Consider the following 17,052-nt stretch of genomic DNA (forward strand, 5'->3'; position numbering starts at 1 on the left):
GGGACGGTCGATGACGACGCCGGGCCCGGTCAGCCAAGCTGCTTGGGCGTCGGCACCAAGCTGCGGGTCCAGAGGCCGTCGGCATCGCGCCGAAAGCCGTCGGGTGCTTGCGCGGCGTCGGCCACCAGCGCCGGGGCCAGCCGGATATGGCGGATGCCATGGGCGCGGCACCAGTCGGCCAGCTCGGCGCAGCAGGCGTCGCGCCATGCCTCGGCGGCTTCCGCCGGATCGGCGGGCGGCCACCATTCGGCCACCATCGCCACCCGCCCACCCAGCGCCAGGCTGTGGACCAGCGTGACCGGCATCAGGCAGACCGGCTGCCCGGAACTGGTGCGACCCACCAGGCACAGCCCCTGACCGCCCTGCGCCAGCAAGGCGTCGAGCGACAGCCGCCGTGCGCGCGCCTCGGGCACCGGCAACGGCGCGCGGGCCTGCAGCCAGGCGTCCAGCAATGGACCGTCGGCGCCAGTCGCGGGATGTACCCGATACGGCACTTGATGGGATGGGGAAACGTCGGATGGGGTGGACATGGCCGGGCCGGAAGATGCAGCCGGGCATTGTCGCACGCGGGCTGGCGGCCGGTCATGCCGAAGATGCATCGGCGGCACATGGGGCGGAGGGACGGCGATGCGGGGCGCCGGAAATGAAAAAGGCGTTGCCAGGGATCACCCAGCAACGCCTCTTTATCGTATTGGCTGCTGCTACCCGACACCGGGTGCGCGCCTGTCGTCTCCTCGCTTCCGCCTCCAATTAACCTGCGAAAACCGTATATGCAATGTAACGAAGCGGTGCGTATGAAACAAGTCAGCAATAACCCTAGCCCCAAAATCGGGCATGTCGCCCCATCTTCACTCGCGGCCGGCTACTTGTGGCCCGGCTTGCGGCTGGTCAGGGCGATCAGCTCGCCCATGATGCCACGCCGGAACGTCAGCACGCAGATCACGAAGATGATGCCGGTCACCATGGTCACGGACTCGCCCAGCGAATTGAACCAGGACACGCCGGTCAGGTTGGCCAGGAAGGCGCCGATGTCGCCGAGCTTGTTCTCCAGCGCCACGATCACGAACGCGCCGACGATCGGGCCCGACAGCGTGCCCAGGCCGCCCACCAGCGTCATCAGGATCACCGACCCCGACATCGACCAGTGCACGTCGGTCAGCGTGCCAAAGCCCAGCACCAGCGCCTTGATCGCGCCGGCCAGGCCCGACAGCGCGGCGGATATCACGAAGGCCAGCAGCTTGAAGCGGTCCACGTCGTAGCCCAGCGAGATGGCGCGCGGCTCGTTCTCGCGGATCGCCTTCAGGATCTGGCCGAACGGCGAGTGCACGGTGCGCACGATCAGCGCGAACGCGGCCACGATGATGACCAGCGCCACGTAGTACAGCGTCATGTCGTCAGACAGCGGCAGCACGCCGAACAGCTTGCCGCGCGGCACGCCCTGCAGCCCGTCCTCGCCGCCGGTGAACGGCGCCTGGAGGCAGACGAAGAACAGCATCTGCGCCAGCGCGAGCGTGATCATCGAGAAATAGATGCCCTGGCGCCGGATGGCCAGCCAGCCCACCACGAGCCCGATGACCGCGCCGGCCAGCGTGCCGAACAGCAGGCCCAGCTCCGGCGTCACGCCCCACACCTTCATTGCGTGGCCGGCCGCGTAGCCCGCCCCGCCGAAGAATGCCGCGTGGCCGAACGACAGCAGCCCGGTAAAGCCAATCAGCAGGTTGAACGCGCACGCGAACAGCGCAAAGCACAGCACCTTCAACACGAACACCGGATACGCCCCGGCCAGCGGCGCCACAATCAGCCCCAGCAACAGCAGGCCGTACAGCACCTTCTTCTGCACGCCCGTCCCTTCCCTGAAGCCCTTGGCCTCGACTGCCACGGCAGTCTGTCCCGTCTGCCCGCTCATCACTTTTCCCTCCCGAACAGCCCGGCCGGGCGCAGCATCAGCACGATCACCATGATGAAGAACACCACGGTCGACGATGCCTCCGGATAAAACACCTTGGTCAGCCCCTCGATCACGCCCAGCCCCAGGCCGGTGATGATCGATCCCATGATCGAGCCCATGCCGCCGATCACCACCACCGCGAACACGATGATGATCAGGTTCTGGCCCATCAGCGGCGATACCTGGATCACCGGCGCCGCCAGCACGCCGGCAAACGCGGCCAGCGCCACGCCGAAGCCGTAGGTCAGCGTCACCATCAGCGGCACGTTGACGCCGAACGCCTCCACCATCTTGGGGTTCTCGGTGCCGGCGCGCAGGTACGCGCCCAGCTTGGTCTTCTCGATCACGAACCACGTGGCCAGGCACACCACCACCGACGCCGCCACCACCCACGCGCGGTAGTTCGGCAGGATCATGAAGCCCAGGTCCGTGGCGCCCTGCAGCGCGTCCGGCGGCGAATAGGGCAGCCCCGACACACCGTAGATCGACCGCAGCACGCCCTCGATGACCAGCGTGATGCCCAGCGTCAGCAGCAGGCCGTAGATGTGGTCGAGCTTGTAGATCCAGCGCAGCATCGTCTTCTCGATGATCACGCCGATCACGCCCACCACGATGGGCGACAGCGCCAGCATCACCCAGTAATTGAGTCCGGCGTACTCCATGCCCGCCCAGGCCAGCACGGCCCCGAGCATGAACAGCGCGCCGTGCGCAAAGTTGATCACGTTGAGCAGGCCGAAGATCACGGCCAGCCCCAGGCTCAGCATCGCGTAGAAAGCACCATTGACCAGCCCAAGCAGCAGCTGGGACAGCATGGCGGGTAGCGGAATTCCGAAAATGTCCATGGGCGTCGATTGCCTGTCTGTTTCTCCCTGCGCCCTGAGGGCGCGGGGTCGGGGGCGAGGGCCGGCGGCTCAAATGGCGACAAGTCGCACCCAAACCGCCCTGCCCTCATCCCCAGCCCCTCTTCCGCGTGGCGGGAGAGGGGAGCCACACCTCACGCCTTACTTCTTCAGCACCGAGCACTTCGACTCGGCCACGGTGGTGAAGGCCTGGTCGCCCGGGATCGTGGTCACGACCTTCATGTAGTCCCAGGGCTTCTTGGAGTCGGCCGGGGCCTTGACCTGCATCAGGTACATGTCGTGCACGTAGCGGCCGTCGGCGCGGATCTGGCCCTTGCTGTAGAAATCGCTCAGCTTCATCTTCTTCAGCTCGGCCATGACCTTGTCCGGATCGTCGGTCTTGGCGGCTTCCACGGCCTTCAGATAGTTGCTGACGGACGAGTAGTCGGCGGCCTGCAGGCTGCTCGGCATCTTCTTCATCTTGCCGAAGAACCGGTTGGCAAACTTGCGCGTGTCGTCGTTCATGTCCCAGTACCAGCTGTCGGTCATCAGCAGGCCCTCGGTGTTCTTCAGGCCCAGGCTGTGCACGTCGTTGATGAACATCAGCAGGCCGGCGATCTTCATGTTCTTGGTGATGCCGAATTCCTTGGCGGCCTTGATCGAGTTGATCGTGTCGCCGCCGGCATTGGCCAGGCCCAGGATGTCCGCCTTCGACGACTGCGCCTGCAGCAGGAACGACGAGAAGTCAGACGCCGACAGCGGATGGCGCACCTGGCCCACCACCGTGCCGCCGTTGGCCTTCACCACGGCCGCCGTGTCGCTTTCCAGCGAATGGCCGAACGCGTAGTCGGCGGTCAGGAAGAACCACTTCTTGCCGCCCTGCTTGACCACCGCGCTGCCGGTGCCCTTGGCCAGCGCCACCGTGTCATACGCGTAGTGCACCGTGTACGGCGAGCATTCCTCGTTGGTCAGGCGTGCCGTGCCGGCGCCGATGTTGATGTAGACGCGCTTCTTTTCCTGCGCCACCTTGTTCATGGCCAGCGCCGTGGCCGAGTTGGTGCCGCCGATCAGCACGTCCAGGCCCTGCTGGTCCATCCATTCGCGCGCCTTCGACGCGGCGATGTCGGCCTTGTTCTGGTGGTCGGCCGAGACCAGCTCGATCGGCTTGCCCAGCACCTTGCCGCCGTGGTCCTCGATCGCCATCTTGATGGCTTCCAGGCCGCCCGGGCCGTCGATGTCGGCGTACAGGCCGGACAGGTCGGTGATGTAGCCGATCTTGACCGTATCGTTGGTTACCTGCGCCGAAGCGCTGCCCGCGAATGCACCAAGGACAGTTGCCGCCACTGCGACGGCCAGCCGAGTCATCTTCATGTTGTGTCTCCTGAGTTGCGGCGGCGCGCTGCGCCACCCGTTCCTGCCAATCGTTGACGACGACAAATCGTGCGACCCTGGCGCGGGATGCGCGCAGTGGGTCAGACCCCTAGCAGTTCATTGAGCACAGGCATCTTGGCCTGCAGCTCGCTGGCGGCAAAGCGCTCGACGATGGCGCCGTGCTCCATCACGTAGAAGCGGTCGGCCAGCGGCGCGGCAAAGCGGAAGTTCTGCTCCACCATCACCACCGTGTAGCCCTTGTTCTTGAGCATCAGGATCATCCGCGCCAGCGCCTGCACGATCACCGGCGCCAGCCCCTCGGATATCTCGTCGAGCAGCAGCAGGTTCGCGCCCGTGCGCAGGATGCGGCCCACGGCCAGCATCTGCTGCTCGCCGCCTGAGAGCCGCGTGCCCTGGCTCTGCCGGCGCTCGCGCAGGTTCGGGAACATCTCGTAGATCTCGGCCTCGCTCATGCCCGGCGTGTCGCCATTGCCGGACCCCTTGAGCACCGGCGGCAGCAGCAGGTTTTCCTCGCACGACAGCGACGAGAAGATCGCGCGCTCTTCCGGGCAGTAGCCAATGCCGTAGTGGGCAATCTTGTGCGTGGGCAGGCCGATGGTTTCCTGGCCGTTGACCTTGATCGATCCCTTGCGGGTGCCGGTCAGACCCATGATCGCGCGCAGCGTGGTGGTGCGCCCGGCGCCGTTGCGGCCCAGCAGCGTGACCACTTCGCCACGGTTCACGGTCAGGTCCACGCCGTGCAGGATGTGCGATTCGCCGTACCAGGCGTGCAGGTCCTTGATTTCCAGTGCGGGAGTGTTGGCCGTCATCAGTGCGCTCCCTGCAGTTCGGCGTCGACGGTGCCCATGTAGGCTTCCATCACGCGCGGGTCCTTCGACACGTCGGCGTACGGCCCCTCTGCCAGGATGGCGCCGCGCTGGAGCACCGTGATGGTGTCGGCAATCGACGACACCACGTTCATGTTGTGCTCGACCATCAGGATGGTGCGCCCGGCCGATACCTTCTTGATGAGCTGCGTCACGCGGTCCACGTCCTCGTGGCCCATGCCCTGCGTGGGCTCGTCCAGCAGCATCAGCTCGGGCTCCATCGCCAGCGTGGTGGCAATCTCCAGCGCGCGCTTGCGGCCGTACGGCAGGTTGACGGTGGTGGTCTCGGCGAATTCGGTCAGGCCCACCTGGTCCAGCAGCTCCATGGCGCGCGCGTCGAGCACGTCCAGCGACCGCTCGCTGCGCCAGAACTGGAACGCGGTGCCCAGCTGGCGCTGCAGCCCGATGCGCACGTTCTCGCGCACGGTCAGGTGCGGGAACACGGCGGAGATCTGGAACGAGCGGATCACGCCGCGCCGGGCAATCTGCGCGGGCTTCTCGCGCGTGATGTCGACGCCGTTGAAAAGGATGGTGCCCGTGGTGGGCTCCAGGAATTTGGTCAGCAGGTTGAAGCAGGTGGTCTTGCCCGCGCCGTTGGGCCCGATCAGTGCATGGATCGAGCCGCGACGCACGCGCAGGTTGACGTCGCTCACCGCCGTGAACCCCTTGAATTCCTTCGTGAGGTTCTTCGTTTCCAGGATGATTTCCTGAGTCATAGTCTCCTGCCCGCCCTCTTGCTGCATGCCGGGTTGTGCCCGGCTACTGACAATGGTTCGAACTCCGGCGCTTTGTCGCCATGGTTGCCGCGTTATAGGTGTGTGGGAACGGTGCGGCTGCCGTGTCGGCCGGTGCGCCAAGTGAAGGTGGCGGCACCGTATACCGGCGACTATTGTGTGCGCCTGCTGCGTCGCAAAACATCGGGGTTTGCACTAGGCTTAATACATTCCCGATGCCGCGCGAATCCGGTGTGCGGAGCCGCACCGACGCCCGCCGCGCTGCCTTGCGCCGGGTATCGTGGAAGACCCCTAGGCCGACACCGGCGCGACGATTTCGGGCGCATTTGCTGCACCGCTCGCGCGCGCCTTGCGGTCGGCGCGGATCATGTCGCTGGCGCGCTCGGCGATCATGATCGTGGGCGAGTTGGTATTGCCCGACGTGATCAGCGGCATGACCGACGCATCCACCACGCGCAGCCCGGCAATTCCGCGCACGCGCAGGCGGCTGTCGACCACTGCGTCGGCGTCATCGGCGGCCCCCATGCGGCAGGTGCCCACCGGGTGGAAGATCGTCGTGCCGATCGCGCCGGCCGCCTCGGCCAGTTGCTCGTCGGTCTGGAACGCGGCGCCGGGCAGCCATTCGGACGGCTGGTACGGCGCCAGCGCCGGCGAGGCGACGATGCGCCGCGTGAGCCGGATCGAGTCGGCCGCGACCTTGCGGTCCGCGTCCGTGGACAGGTAGTTCGGCGCGATGCGCGGCGCGCGCCGGAAGTCGGCATCGTCGATATGGACACTGCCGCGCGACGTGGGCCGCAGGTTGCAGACGCTGGCCGTGAACGCGTTGAACGCGTGCAACGGATCGCCGAACTTGTCCAGCGACAGCGGCTGCACGTGATATTCGACATTGGGACGCGCCTGGCCCTCGTCGCTGCGCGCGAACGCGCCAAGCTGCGACGGCGCCATGCTCATCGGCCCGCTCTGGTTGAACGCGTACTGCAGCCCGATGCCGAGCTTGCCCCACCACTTCGACGCGCGCGTGTTCAGCGTCCGCACGCCCTGCACCTTGACCACGGTGCGCAACTGCAGGTGGTCCTGCAGGTTCTCGCCGACGCCGCGCAGCGCATGGCGAACACCGATGCCCAGCGCCTGCAGCCGCTCGGGCTGGCCGATGCCGGACAGCTCCAGCAACTGCGGCGAATTGATGGCGCCGGCCGCCAGGATGACTTCCTCGGTGGCGCGCGCTTCCAGCGGCCGGCCGCCGCCCACGTACTGCACGCCGGTGCAGCGGCGGCCGTCGGGCGTGTCGAACACGAGCCCACTGACCTGCGCGCCGGTCACGATGGTCAGGTTGGGCCGCTCGGCAGCCTTGCGCAGGAACGCCTTGGCCGTGTTCCAGCGGATGCCGCGCCGCTGGTTCACTTCGAAATAGCCCACGCCGAAGTTGTCGCCCCGGTTGAAGTCGTCGGTGCGCGGAATGCCGGCCTGTTCGGCGGCGTCGATGAAGCGCTCCAGGATGTCCCAGCGCAGCCGCTGCGCCTCCACGCGCCATTCGCCGCCCGCGCCGTGGTACGCGTTGGCGCCGCGGTAATGGTCCTCGCTGCGCTTGAACAGCGGCAGCACGTTGTCCCAGCGCCAGCCGTCGTCACCGGCAATGCGCGCCCAGTCGTCGTAGTCCTCGCGCTGGCCGCGCATGTAGATCATGCCGTTGATCGACGAGCACCCGCCCAGCACGCGCCCGCGCGGGTAGCCCAGCGAGCGGCCGTTCAGGCCCGCTTCCTCGACCGTGCGGTAGAGCCAGTCGGTGCGCGGATTGCCAATGCAGTAGAGATAGCCGACCGGGATGTGGATCCAGTGGTAGTCGTCCTTGCCGCCCGCTTCCAGCAGCAGCACGTTGACATCGGCGTCCTGCGTCAGGCGGTTGGCCAGCACGCAGCCGGCCGAGCCTCCGCCCACGATGATGTAGTCGTACGTCTCCATGTCCCTAGCTTCCTTTGCCGGCCCTGAGGGCCCCGGATTTTTCTTGTTGGAATGCCGGGCATCATCGCACGTCTGGCGCGCCGCTGTCGTCAGGGCTTTGCCGGAGCCTCCAGGTGGCGCCGCAGCCAGTCGGCCAGTGCCGCAAGCACCTCGCCACGCAGCGGCTCGGCCTCGTTGAAGATCTCGTGGTAGCCGGTGTCGAACCAGACCATCTCGCGCAGGTCCTCGGGCGTGCTGGCAAAGAAGCTGCGGCTGCCCTGCGGGTCGACGATGCGGTCCGCGCCGCCCACCAGCATCAGCATCGGCGCCTCCAGCCGTGGCGCGTCGGCCTGGGCCTGCGCCATGCCGCGGATCATCGACTCCAGCACGCAGGCGCTGATCGTGCCCTGCACGAGCGGGTCGGTGCGATAGGCGCGCGCCACTTCCACGTCGTGCGACAGCAGCCGTGCGTCGATGGGATTCGGCACACGAATATTCGGCGCCAAAGCCAGCAACACACGATGCATCGTGAGCATACTATTGGAAATCTTCAGCGCCAGCGCCGGCGACGACAGGACCAGCGCGCGGATCGGCCGCACGCGCGCCGTGGCAAAGCGTGCCGCCACCAGCCCGCCCATGCTGTGGCCCAGCAGGATCGGCAATTCGTGCCACTGCCGCACCGCCGCGTCGTGGATTTCGGCCAGATCGTCGAGATACCTGTCCGGGCCCGGCACCACCATGCGCGGGCCGCCGCTGGCGCCATGGCCCCGATGGTCGTAGGCGCGCACGCGCAGGCCCAGCGCCAGCAGCGTCGCCGCCACGTGGGCGTAGCGCCCGCTGTGCTCGGCCAGCCCGTGCACCAGCAGCACCGTACCGAGCGGCGCCGGATAGCGCTGCGGATCGGGCAGCCAGGTGCGCAGCAGCAGTTCGGTGCCGTCGCGCATGCGCTGGCGCGACTCCACGGCGGCGGGCGCGGCCGGGGCGGTATCGGACGGGTGCGTGGCCATCACAGGTTGATCCATGCCGGGGGTCTCCTCGTGGTCCCTGCTTGCGGTGCGGGGTAAGGCAAGGTGTCGGTGCGGGCTGGCGCGGCCTAGCGGTGGCAGGACGGACAGTCCGACGCCATGTCCGACAGGATCGGGCAGTCGGGCCGGTCGTCGCCGCTGCACGCCTCGGCCAGCGCGCGCAGCGTGTCGCGCATCGCGGCCAGTTCGGCAATCTTCACTTCCAGGTCCGCCACGTGCCGCAGCGTCAGCGCCTTCACGTCCGCGCTGGCCCGGCCGCGGTCCTGCCAGAGCGACAGCAGGTTGCGGATCTCGTCGAGCGAGAAGCCGAGATTACGGGCACGCCGCACGAAGCGCAAGGTGTGCACCGCCCGGTCGTCGTAGCGCCGGTAGCCGCCCTCGGTGCGCGGCGGCGCCGCCACCAGCCCGATCGATTCGTAGTGCCGGATCATCTTCGCGGACACGCCCGAGGCGTCCGCCGCTTCGCCGATATTCATCGCGTCTCCCTGGTATCCGCCGGGTGCCAGCGCCGCAGCAGCAGCGCGTTGCCGACCACGCTGACGCTGGAAAACGCCATGGCGGCACCGGCCACCACGGGGTTGAGCAGGCCGGCCACCGCCAGCGGAATGCCGATCACGTTGTAGATGAAGGCCCAGAACAGGTTCTGGCGGATCTTGCGCACGGTCCGGTGCGACACAGCCAGCGCGTCGGCCACCAGCGCCGGGTCGCCGCGCATCAGCGTGATGCCGGCCGCGTGCATCGCCACGTCGGTGCCGGTGGACATGGCGATGCCGACGTCGGCCGCCGCCAGCGCCGGGGCGTCGTTGATGCCGTCGCCCACCATCGCCACCACGGCCGCGCCATCGCGCCGCAGCGCCGTCACGCGCGCCGCCTTGTCCTGCGGCAGCACCTCGGCCTGCACGTCGTCCAGGCCGAGCGCCTGGGCCACATGCGCCGCCGCCCCGGCGTTGTCGCCGGTCAGCATCACGGTGTGGATGCCGGCCGCGCGCAGCCGGGCGATGGCGGCCGCCGCGCCGGGCTTCAGCGCATCGCCAAACGCCACGAGGCCCAGCACCACGTGCCGCGCCGGATCGACCAGCCACGACACGGTGCGCCCCTCGCCGCGCAGGCGGTCGGCCTGGGCCTGCAGCGGCCCGGCCGGCGCGTCCAGCGACACGCGCAGCGCCTCGCTGCCCAACTGCAGCGGCTGTCCGTCGACGATACCGGCGATGCCACGGCCCGGCAGCGCGCGCACGTCGCTGGCAACCGGCGCCGCCACGCCGCGCGCGGCGGCCAGCGCCACCACGGCGCGCGCCAGCGGATGCTCGCTGCCCGCCTGCAGCGCCGCCAGCCGCGCCAGCAGGCCGGCCTCGTCGCCATCCGCCGCGTGCAGCGCGACGACCTCGGGCCTGCCAACGGTCAGCGTGCCGGTCTTGTCGAACGCCACCACCGACACGCGATGCGCCACTTCCAGCGCCTCGGCGTCCTTGATCAGGATGCCGGCGCGCGCGCCGGCCCCAGTACCGGCCATGATCGCCGTCGGCGTGGCCAGCCCCAGCGCGCACGGGCAGGCGATCACCAGCACGGCCACGGCGTTGAGCAGCGCCTGGCTCCAGTCGCCCGCCACCACGCCCCAGCCCAGCAGCGTGACCAGCGCGATGCCCAGCACCACCGGCACGAACACGGCGCTGACGCGGTCCACCATGCGCTGGATCGGCGCCTTGGCGGCCTGCGCGTGCTCGACCATGCGGATGATCCGCGCCAGCACCGTCTCGGCGCCCACGGCCACGGTGCGCGCCACCAGCAGCCCTTCGAAATTGATGGCGCCACCGGTCAGCCGATCGCCCGGCTGCTTGGGCACCGGCACCGATTCGCCGGTCAGCATCGATTCGTCGGCGTGGCTGGTGCCCTCCACCACTTCCGCATCGACCGGAATCCGCTCGCCGGGCCGTACGACGATGGCGTCGCCCACGCGCACGTCGGCCAGCGGCACCGTGTGTTCCACACCATCGCGACGAACCCGCGCGGTATCGGGCCGCAGCGCGGCGAGCGCGCGGATGGCGTCGGCGGTCTGGCGCTTGGCGCGGACTTCGAGCCATTTGCCAAGCCGCACCAGCGTGATGACCACGGCGGCGCTTTCGAAATAGAGATGCGGCGTGGCGTCGCCGGCCTGCAGCAGTTGCCAGACCGACAGCGCGTACGCCGCCGACGTACCCAGCGCCACGAGCAGGTCCATGTTGCCCGCGCCGGCCCGCACGGCCTTGTAGCCGGCCTTGTAGAAACGCCAGCCGAACACGAACTGCACCGGCGTGGCCAGCACCCACTGCACCCAGCCGGGCAGCATGGCGTGGATGCCGAACCAAGCGAGCACCATCGGCGCCACCAGCGGCAACGACAGCGCCGCGGCGATGCCCACCGGCCACGGCCCGGACCAGAAATCGACACGCGCTGGCGCCTCGCCCTGCCCCGGCGCGGCCGGGTCCACCACGGGCCGGGCGCCGTATCCGGCGCGCGTCACCGCCGCCGCCAGCTGGGCCACATCGGCCGTGCCGCGCAGGACCGTGACGGTCGCCCGTTCGGTCGCCAGGTTGACCTGGGCCGCCTGCACGCCGGGCACGGCGCTCAGCGCGCGCTCCACGCGGCCCACACACGACGCGCAGGTCATGTCGGCGATGTCCAGTTCCACCTCGTCGCGCGGCACGTCGTAGCCGGCGTCGGCCACGGCCTGGGCCGCTGCCGCCAGCGCGGCGCCATCACGGGCGTGCAGCGTGGCCTGCTCGGTGGCCAGGTTGACGGCCACGTCTTGCACGCCGGGCACCTTGGCCAGCGCGGTTTCCACGCGGCGCACGCACGACGCGCAGGTCATGCCTTCGACAGGCAGGCGCCATTCGGCAAGCGGTTCGGCCGCGGCGGGGGCGGATTGCAGGGTGGATGCGGAAGTCGACATGGAAGCGGGTTTGGCAAGGGCGCGGGGCGCGATGCATGCACTGTGGACCTTACCATCATTGGAAGGTCAAGGTGCGCGGCGGGACGACGGCGGGCTTGCGCTTCCCACGGTGGGAAGGTTCATACTCCGTTGCGTTACCTTCTTCCCTATCCACGTCACCAAGGAGTCACTCCATGATCCAGTTCCAGGTCGAAGGCATGTCCTGCAATCACTGCGTCGGCGCCATCACGCGCGCGGTGCAGGCGGTGGACCCGGCCGCGCAGGTCTCGGCCGACGTGCCGTCGCAGTCGGTCAAGGTCGAATCGGCGGCCGACCGCCACGCGCTGCAACAGGCCATCGAGACAGCCGGCTACCCGGTCAAGTCGGCGGCATGAAAAAAGGGCACCCTCGGGTGCCCTTCCTGTTTCTGGTCCCGGCCGGGATCAGAACTTGTAGCCGACGTTCAGGAACGTGACCACCGGATCGATCTTGATCTTGGTGTGCGACTCGACCTTGGCGCCGTTCGGCAGCGTGGTCGTGAAGTGGGCCGTGCTGGAGATCGGCACGTACGACACCGAGAATCCGACGAACCACTTCTCGTTGATGGCGTAGTTGGCGCCGACGTTGAACACCGGGTTCCACGACGAGCTGGCCGTGGCCGACATCCGCGCGCCCGGCGCGAATTCCGCGTTCACAAAGCCCTGGTTGGTCACGGTCTCGCTCGTGAACCAGGTGTAGTTCACGCCGATGCCGACGTACGGGCGGAACTTGGTCTTGGCGTCGAAGAAATGCCACTTGGCGACGATGGCCGGGCTCCACTGGCGCACTTCGCCCAGCTTGCCGTACTTGGCGTAGTCGCGGTCGCCGCTGACGTCGTGCTTCGGCGGGATGCCCAGCACGAACTCGGCCGAGATGTTGTCGGTGAAGAAATGCGCGAACGTCAGGCCGGCCGTGTCGGCCGTGTCGATCGACGCGCCCGTGTTGGGACGCTGCACGCCGCCGGTGGGGCGGCCCGCGATCGAGTCGATCGTCAGGAATTGCGAATCGCCGGTGGGCATCACCCGCATCCAGCCCAGGCTCACGATGTTGCTGCCCGCGGACTGGGCCTGTGCGGCGCCAGCCAGTGCCATGGCGGCGCCCGCCATCAGCATCTTCTTATAGATCTTTTTCATTGTTCCTCTTACTCCATCCTCTTTGGAATACCACCACTGCAGGCGGCAATTATCCTGCCTGGCTCTCTCGGACTGTTTCAAACACGGGACGCGATGATAGAAGAAATGCCCTAAAGGCAGGGTTAACCCAAAAGATGGCGAATGAATTTCGCCAATTTGCATGCAAAACGACGCGCCGGCGCAACGGTCGCGTTTCACAAATGAAAAACCACTCGCCAGGAGTGGTTTTGTTGCTGGATACCCGGCGCTGAAACACCCGTTCGGAATGGTCCGAAAGCCGGTTGGGCGTCACCTGCCGCTGGCGAGGATGCAGGCGGCGAGGTCCCAGAGCGCATAGCCGACGCTCTTGAACACCAGCGGACTGCCGGCGCGCGCCCGCAGCGCGTCGGCCTGCAGGATGGCGGTCTCGAACGGCTGCACGGTCTGCCAGTCGATGCCGGCCTGCAGCAGGTCGCCCGCCTCGTCCTCAATGCCGAACAGCGTGTCCGCGAGCAGCCGGCCGGCGGCCGAAGCCGTGCGGCACAACTGCGGCGGCAGCTCGCACATGTCGGGCCGGAACGCGCCCACGGCGGCCACGAAGTGCCGATCGCTCCACAACCCGCTATCGAGGTCCGGCAGCACCGGCGACCGGCTGGACGTCACCGTGACGACCATCGACACACGCGGCAGCACGGCCGCCACATCGTCCACGACCTCGGCGGCCACGCCCAGCAGCCGGGCCTGCGCGGCCAGCGCCTCGGCCTTGTCGCGCGTGCGCGATTGCAGCCAGACCTTGCGCACCGGCAGCCCGGCGATGAACGCTTCCAGATGGGTTTGCGCCTGCACGCCGGCGCCGACGATCAGCAGTTCGCCGTCGGGATCCGCCGCGAACGACTGCGCGGCCAGCAGCGACACGGCGGCGGTGCGCCGGCCCGTGACGGTCGGGCCGTCCAGCATCGCCACGCGCTGGCCGGTATGGGCGTCGGCCACCAGCACTTCGCCCAGGATGTTGGGCAGGCCACGCGACGGGTTGTCCGGATGGACCGTGATGTTCTTGGTCATCACGATGTCGCGGTTGCAGGCCGGCATCACCAGCAGCGTGCCCTGCCCCTGCGCGGCGTCGCCCACCGGCAGGGCGATGCGCGGCGGCGCCATGGCCGTGCCGGCGCGCAATTCACCGAGCATCGACGCGATGGCCCGGGCCAGTTCGGGATACGGCAGGCGGGCCGCCGTGGCGGCGGCATCGAGGGTTGGCAACTGGGCAGTCATGGGCGTCGGACGTGAGCGATTGGAAGCGCCATTGTCGCGCACCGCTCAGCGCACCGGCGCGCGCGGCGCCGACACCTTCTGCACGGCCGCCTTCGGCGCCACCCCGTCGCGCACCGTGGCGCCGCGCACCTCGATGCCGATCTCGTGCACCACCTGCCCGCGCGCGTCCACCAGCGCCACGCGATGGCGCCCAGGCCACGGCAGCCACGCCACCTGCCCGCCCTTGCCCAGCGGCTGGCCGTTCAGGCGCCAGCTCACGGCGTCGGCGGTCTGGCCGGTCAGCCCGTCGGCGTGGAACCACACGCGCTGCGCCGCCGGCGGAATGTCGGGATCGAGCGCGAAGATCGTCCCGTCGGCGGGGCTGGCGATGGCTGGCGTGCCCTGCGACTTGCCGGGCTTGCCCACGCCCACGCGCTGCATCGTCGTGCCGGCCAGGAACACTTCCTCGCGCGCCGGCTCCAGGCCGTCCTCGAACTGCAGCGTGATGCGCTCCACGCCACCGGGCATGGCCGGCGCCCGGCTCGGCGTGCCGCGATGCAGCGCCTCCATGACCTCGTGCCACACCGGCGCCGCGCCAGAGACGCCCGACACGTCGTGCATGGCCGCGCCGCTGGCGTTGCCGACCCACACGCCTACCGTGTACCGCTGCGACCAGCCGACGCACCAGTTGTCGCGCATGTCCTTGCTGGTGCCGGTCTTCACGGCGGTCCAGAAGCGCGTGGTCAGCGGACTGTCGAGCCCGAACGTCCGCGCCCGGGCATGGCGATCGGCCAGCACGTCGCCAATTACGTACGCCGCCGCCGGCGACATCACCGCGCGCGACGCCGGCCGCGGCCCATCCATCGCCATGCGCGGCGGTGCGTAGGTGCCCGCATTGGCGAAACTGCGATAAGCGTTGGTCAGCGACAGCAGCGACACATCGGCGCTGCCCAGCGCGAGGCTGTAGCCGTAGTAGTCGCCCGACTGCGTCAGCGGCAGGCCCAGCGACACCAGCCGCCGATGAAAGCGGTGCGGCGTGACCATCACGAGCGTGCGCACGGCCGGCACGTTCAGCGACGACCCCAACGCCGCGCGCAGGCTGACCCAGCCCGCGTAGCGATGATCGTAGTTCTGCGGAATGTAGAGGCCGCCGCCGGTGGGCAGGTTCACCGGCCGGTCGTCCAGCAGCGACGCCGCCGTCAGCCGCCGCTCCTCGATCGCCTGTTCGTAGAGAAACGGTTTCAGCGTCGATCCGGCCTGCCGCAGTGCCGCCGCGTGGTCCACTTCCGGCGCCGCCGACAGCGCCCCCGACGAGCCGACATAGGCCACCACGTCGCCGCTGGCGTTGTCGATGACCACCACGGCGCCGTCCTCGACATTGCGCCCGGCCAGTTCGCGCAGGTGGCGCGCCAGGCTGTCGGCGGCCACGCGCTGCATGGCCGCGTCCAACGTCGACACGATGCGCGCCGGTGGAGGCGTGCCAGCCGGCGTGGCCGCCCGGGCGCGCGTCACCAGCAGCCGCGCCAGATGCGGCGCAAGGTTGGCGTCGCGGCGCGCGTGCATGCTGTCGGCGCCCGCCCGGGTCGACTTCGCCAGCACCAGCGCGGTGAAGCCGTCGAGCCCGTCGCACTCGCGCGGCTGCCGCATCTCGCGCAGGATGCCGCAGGCCCGGCGGGCCACCTGCTGCGCCGACGCATTCGGGCTGCGCACCAGCGCCACGGCCACCGCCGACTCGCGGGCATCGAGACCGCTCGGCACCTTGCCGAACAGCGTCTGCGACATCGCCGACAGCCCCACCAGTTCGCCGCGGTACGGCACGAGGTTCAGATAGGCTTCGAGGATCTGGTCCTTGCTCCAGCCGCGTTCCAGCGACGACGCGCTGATGGCCTGCCCCACCTTCTGCCCGAAGCTGCGCCCGCCACGGGCGCGCAGGTCGTCGTCGAGCAGCCCGGCCAACTGCATCGTCAGCGTCGACGCGCCGCGCGTGCGCGTGTTCCAGAGATTGGCCCACGCCGCCGCGGCCACGCCCTGCCAGTCCACGCCGCTGTGCGCGTAGAAGCGCCGGTCCTCGGACAGCACGATGGCGGTGCGCAGCGCGGGCGACGTATCGGCCAGCGTCACCCAGTCGCCGCGCCGTGCCTGGAAGTCGTCGCGCACGCGTGCCACGGGCTGCCCGTGCCGGTCGGTCACGACGATGTCCGCGCTGCGCCAGTTGCCGCGCACCTCGCGGAACGTGGGCACGGCCTGGGCCACCGCCGCCCACAGCAGCAGCACGCCCGCCAGTGCCCAGGTGCCTCGCGTCATGTCACACCCTCACTCGCCGCGCCCCGCCACCACGCCCGCCACCAGCAGCACCTGCGCGATGGCATAGGTCCACCAGATGCCAAGCTGGTACGTGTCGAACGGCGACAGGAAGCGCGCCGTGCCGATCAACGCATCGGACATCACGAAGCACAGCGCCCCGATGGCCGCCAGTGGCGTGGGCAGCCGCGCCAGCAGCGCCGCGCAGGCCATGGCCGCCAGCACGCCGATGTAGGCCACCACGGGCCACGTCAGCGGGCCCAGGTTCGGCCAGAAGCGGCCCAGCAGCGCACCCGCCGCGCCGATCACCAGCCCGCAGCCAACCAGCCGGTGCGGCCGCAGGTCCGCCCCGAGGGGCACGAACAGCCGCAGGTAGGCCAGGTGCGCCATCAGGAAGGCGCCCAGCCCGCCGATGAACGAGATCTTCAGGCCCGGCATCGCCAGCAGGAAGTCGCCCAGGCCCGAGAACACCAGCGCGGTCACCAGCCAGCGCCGCTCGGGCCGGGGCCGGTGGAACCACGCCGCGCGCGCCAGCAGCAGCGCCATCGCCGTCTTCCACACCGGCTGGTAGGCAATCTGGCCGGTCAGCGGCGTGCCGGCCGGCACTTCGAGCGACACCTGGAACAGCAGCACGCCGTAGGTCACGCCGGCCAGCACACCGGCGAACCACCATTCGCGCACGCGCGGGGGCATCCGCATGGCGAT

15 protein-coding genes are annotated in these 17,052 nt (G+C 69.2%); 1 reads left to right on the forward strand and 14 read right to left on the reverse strand.

From position 1 onward, the window contains the following. Positions 1-29: 29 nt before the first annotated feature. From EPAKOI_RS16130 to EPAKOI_RS16175, 10 genes are all read right to left on the reverse strand, one after another. Positions 30-530, reverse strand: coding sequence for a hypothetical protein (locus EPAKOI_RS16130; RefSeq protein WP_423192609.1), 501 nt, complete (start codon positions 528-530; stop codon positions 30-32). A 332-nt stretch (positions 531-862) separates the two neighbouring features. After that, positions 863-1,906, reverse strand: coding sequence for a branched-chain amino acid ABC transporter permease (locus EPAKOI_RS16135; protein WP_124682891.1), 1,044 nt, complete (start codon positions 1,904-1,906; stop codon positions 863-865). Next, the gene (locus tag EPAKOI_RS16140; RefSeq protein WP_423192610.1) at positions 1,906-2,790 is read right to left on the reverse strand and encodes a branched-chain amino acid ABC transporter permease; all 885 of its coding nucleotides are present in this window, start codon (positions 2,788-2,790) and stop codon (positions 1,906-1,908) included. The genes EPAKOI_RS16135 and EPAKOI_RS16140 overlap by 1 nt, the downstream gene beginning before the upstream one ends. 159 nt (positions 2,791-2,949) lie before the next feature. Beyond that, complete coding sequence (locus EPAKOI_RS16145) at positions 2,950-4,158, reverse strand: ABC transporter substrate-binding protein (RefSeq protein WP_124682889.1); 1,209 nt, start codon at positions 4,156-4,158, stop codon at positions 2,950-2,952. 101 nt (positions 4,159-4,259) lie between these two features. After that, complete coding sequence (locus EPAKOI_RS16150) at positions 4,260-4,991, reverse strand: ABC transporter ATP-binding protein (RefSeq protein WP_423193530.1); 732 nt, start codon at positions 4,989-4,991, stop codon at positions 4,260-4,262. Continuing rightward, positions 4,988-5,761, reverse strand: a complete 774-nt coding sequence (locus tag EPAKOI_RS16155; RefSeq protein ID WP_124682887.1) for an ABC transporter ATP-binding protein — start codon at positions 5,759-5,761, stop codon at positions 4,988-4,990. The genes EPAKOI_RS16150 and EPAKOI_RS16155 overlap by 4 nt, the downstream gene beginning before the upstream one ends. Positions 5,762-6,070: 309 nt before the next feature. Beyond that, on the reverse strand, positions 6,071-7,738 hold the full coding sequence (locus EPAKOI_RS16160) for a GMC family oxidoreductase (protein WP_423192611.1): 1,668 nt from the start codon (positions 7,736-7,738) through the stop codon (positions 6,071-6,073). A gap of 89 nt (positions 7,739-7,827) precedes the next feature. Beyond that, positions 7,828-8,739: a lysophospholipase gene (locus EPAKOI_RS16165; RefSeq protein WP_423192612.1), complete on the reverse strand. Its 912-nt coding sequence runs from the start codon at positions 8,737-8,739 to the stop codon at positions 7,828-7,830. Positions 8,740-8,810: 71 nt separating this feature from the next. Further along, positions 8,811-9,218, reverse strand: a complete 408-nt coding sequence (gene cueR / locus EPAKOI_RS16170; protein ID WP_124682884.1) for a Cu(I)-responsive transcriptional regulator — start codon at positions 9,216-9,218, stop codon at positions 8,811-8,813. After that, positions 9,215-11,668 carry a heavy metal translocating P-type ATPase gene (locus EPAKOI_RS16175; RefSeq protein WP_423192613.1) on the reverse strand — a complete coding sequence of 818 codons (2,454 nt, stop codon included), beginning with the start codon at positions 11,666-11,668 and terminating at the stop codon, positions 9,215-9,217. The genes cueR and EPAKOI_RS16175 overlap by 4 nt, the downstream gene beginning before the upstream one ends. A gap of 173 nt (positions 11,669-11,841) precedes the next feature. Here EPAKOI_RS16175 and EPAKOI_RS16180 point away from each other — a divergent pair, with 173 nt between their 5' ends. Then, entirely contained in the window at positions 11,842-12,042 is a 201-nt protein-coding gene (locus EPAKOI_RS16180; protein WP_124682882.1) for a heavy-metal-associated domain-containing protein, read from the forward strand. 48 nt (positions 12,043-12,090) lie between these two features. Here EPAKOI_RS16180 and EPAKOI_RS16185 read toward each other — a convergent pair whose 3' ends face one another. The 4 genes from EPAKOI_RS16185 to EPAKOI_RS16200 all read right to left on the reverse strand — a co-directional run bounded on the left by EPAKOI_RS16185 (position 12,091) and on the right by EPAKOI_RS16200 (position 17,046). Beyond that, on the reverse strand, positions 12,091-12,819 hold the full coding sequence (locus EPAKOI_RS16185; RefSeq protein WP_124682881.1) for an OmpW/AlkL family protein: 729 nt from the start codon (positions 12,817-12,819) through the stop codon (positions 12,091-12,093). Between the two features lie 288 nt (positions 12,820-13,107). Continuing rightward, entirely contained in the window at positions 13,108-14,067 is a 960-nt protein-coding gene (locus tag EPAKOI_RS16190) for a delta(1)-pyrroline-2-carboxylate reductase family protein (RefSeq protein WP_423192614.1), read from the reverse strand. Between the two features lie 45 nt (positions 14,068-14,112). Continuing rightward, on the reverse strand, positions 14,113-16,350 hold the full coding sequence (pbpC, locus tag EPAKOI_RS16195; RefSeq protein ID WP_423192615.1) for a penicillin-binding protein 1C: 2,238 nt from the start codon (positions 16,348-16,350) through the stop codon (positions 14,113-14,115). A gap of 9 nt (positions 16,351-16,359) precedes the next feature. Beyond that, the gene (locus tag EPAKOI_RS16200; RefSeq protein WP_423192616.1) at positions 16,360-17,046 is read right to left on the reverse strand and encodes a lysoplasmalogenase; all 687 of its coding nucleotides are present in this window, start codon (positions 17,044-17,046) and stop codon (positions 16,360-16,362) included. Positions 17,047-17,052 lie beyond the last annotated feature (6 nt).

The sequence above is a fragment of the Cupriavidus sp. H18C2 genome, from assembly GCF_049393795.1.
Taxonomy (GTDB): domain Bacteria; phylum Pseudomonadota; class Gammaproteobacteria; order Burkholderiales; family Burkholderiaceae; genus Cupriavidus; species Cupriavidus pauculus_C.

Coding starts and splice junctions, on each gene's coding strand:
- EPAKOI_RS16145 (WP_124682889.1), bottom strand. CDS start 4,158: ATGAAGATGACTCGGCTGGCCGTCGCAGTGGCGGCAACTGTCCTTGGT.
- EPAKOI_RS16130 (WP_423192609.1), bottom strand. CDS start 530: ATGTCCACCCCATCCGACGTTTCCCCATCCCATCAAGTGCCGTATCGG.
- EPAKOI_RS16140 (WP_423192610.1), bottom strand. CDS start 2,790: ATGGACATTTTCGGAATTCCGCTACCCGCCATGCTGTCCCAGCTGCTG.
- EPAKOI_RS16185 (WP_124682881.1), bottom strand. CDS start 12,819: ATGAAAAAGATCTATAAGAAGATGCTGATGGCGGGCGCCGCCATGGCA.
- EPAKOI_RS16165 (WP_423192612.1), bottom strand. CDS start 8,739: ATGGATCAACCTGTGATGGCCACGCACCCGTCCGATACCGCCCCGGCC.
- EPAKOI_RS16160 (WP_423192611.1), bottom strand. CDS start 7,738: ATGGAGACGTACGACTACATCATCGTGGGCGGAGGCTCGGCCGGCTGC.
- EPAKOI_RS16180 (WP_124682882.1), top strand. CDS start 11,842: ATGATCCAGTTCCAGGTCGAAGGCATGTCCTGCAATCACTGCGTCGGC.
- cueR (WP_124682884.1), bottom strand. CDS start 9,218: ATGAATATCGGCGAAGCGGCGGACGCCTCGGGCGTGTCCGCGAAGATG.
- EPAKOI_RS16155 (WP_124682887.1), bottom strand. CDS start 5,761: ATGACTCAGGAAATCATCCTGGAAACGAAGAACCTCACGAAGGAATTC.
- EPAKOI_RS16175 (WP_423192613.1), bottom strand. CDS start 11,668: ATGTCGACTTCCGCATCCACCCTGCAATCCGCCCCCGCCGCGGCCGAA.
- EPAKOI_RS16190 (WP_423192614.1), bottom strand. CDS start 14,067: ATGACTGCCCAGTTGCCAACCCTCGATGCCGCCGCCACGGCGGCCCGC.
- EPAKOI_RS16135 (WP_124682891.1), bottom strand. CDS start 1,906: ATGAGCGGGCAGACGGGACAGACTGCCGTGGCAGTCGAGGCCAAGGGC.
- pbpC (WP_423192615.1), bottom strand. CDS start 16,350: ATGACGCGAGGCACCTGGGCACTGGCGGGCGTGCTGCTGCTGTGGGCG.
- EPAKOI_RS16200 (WP_423192616.1), bottom strand. CDS start 17,046: ATGCGGATGCCCCCGCGCGTGCGCGAATGGTGGTTCGCCGGTGTGCTG.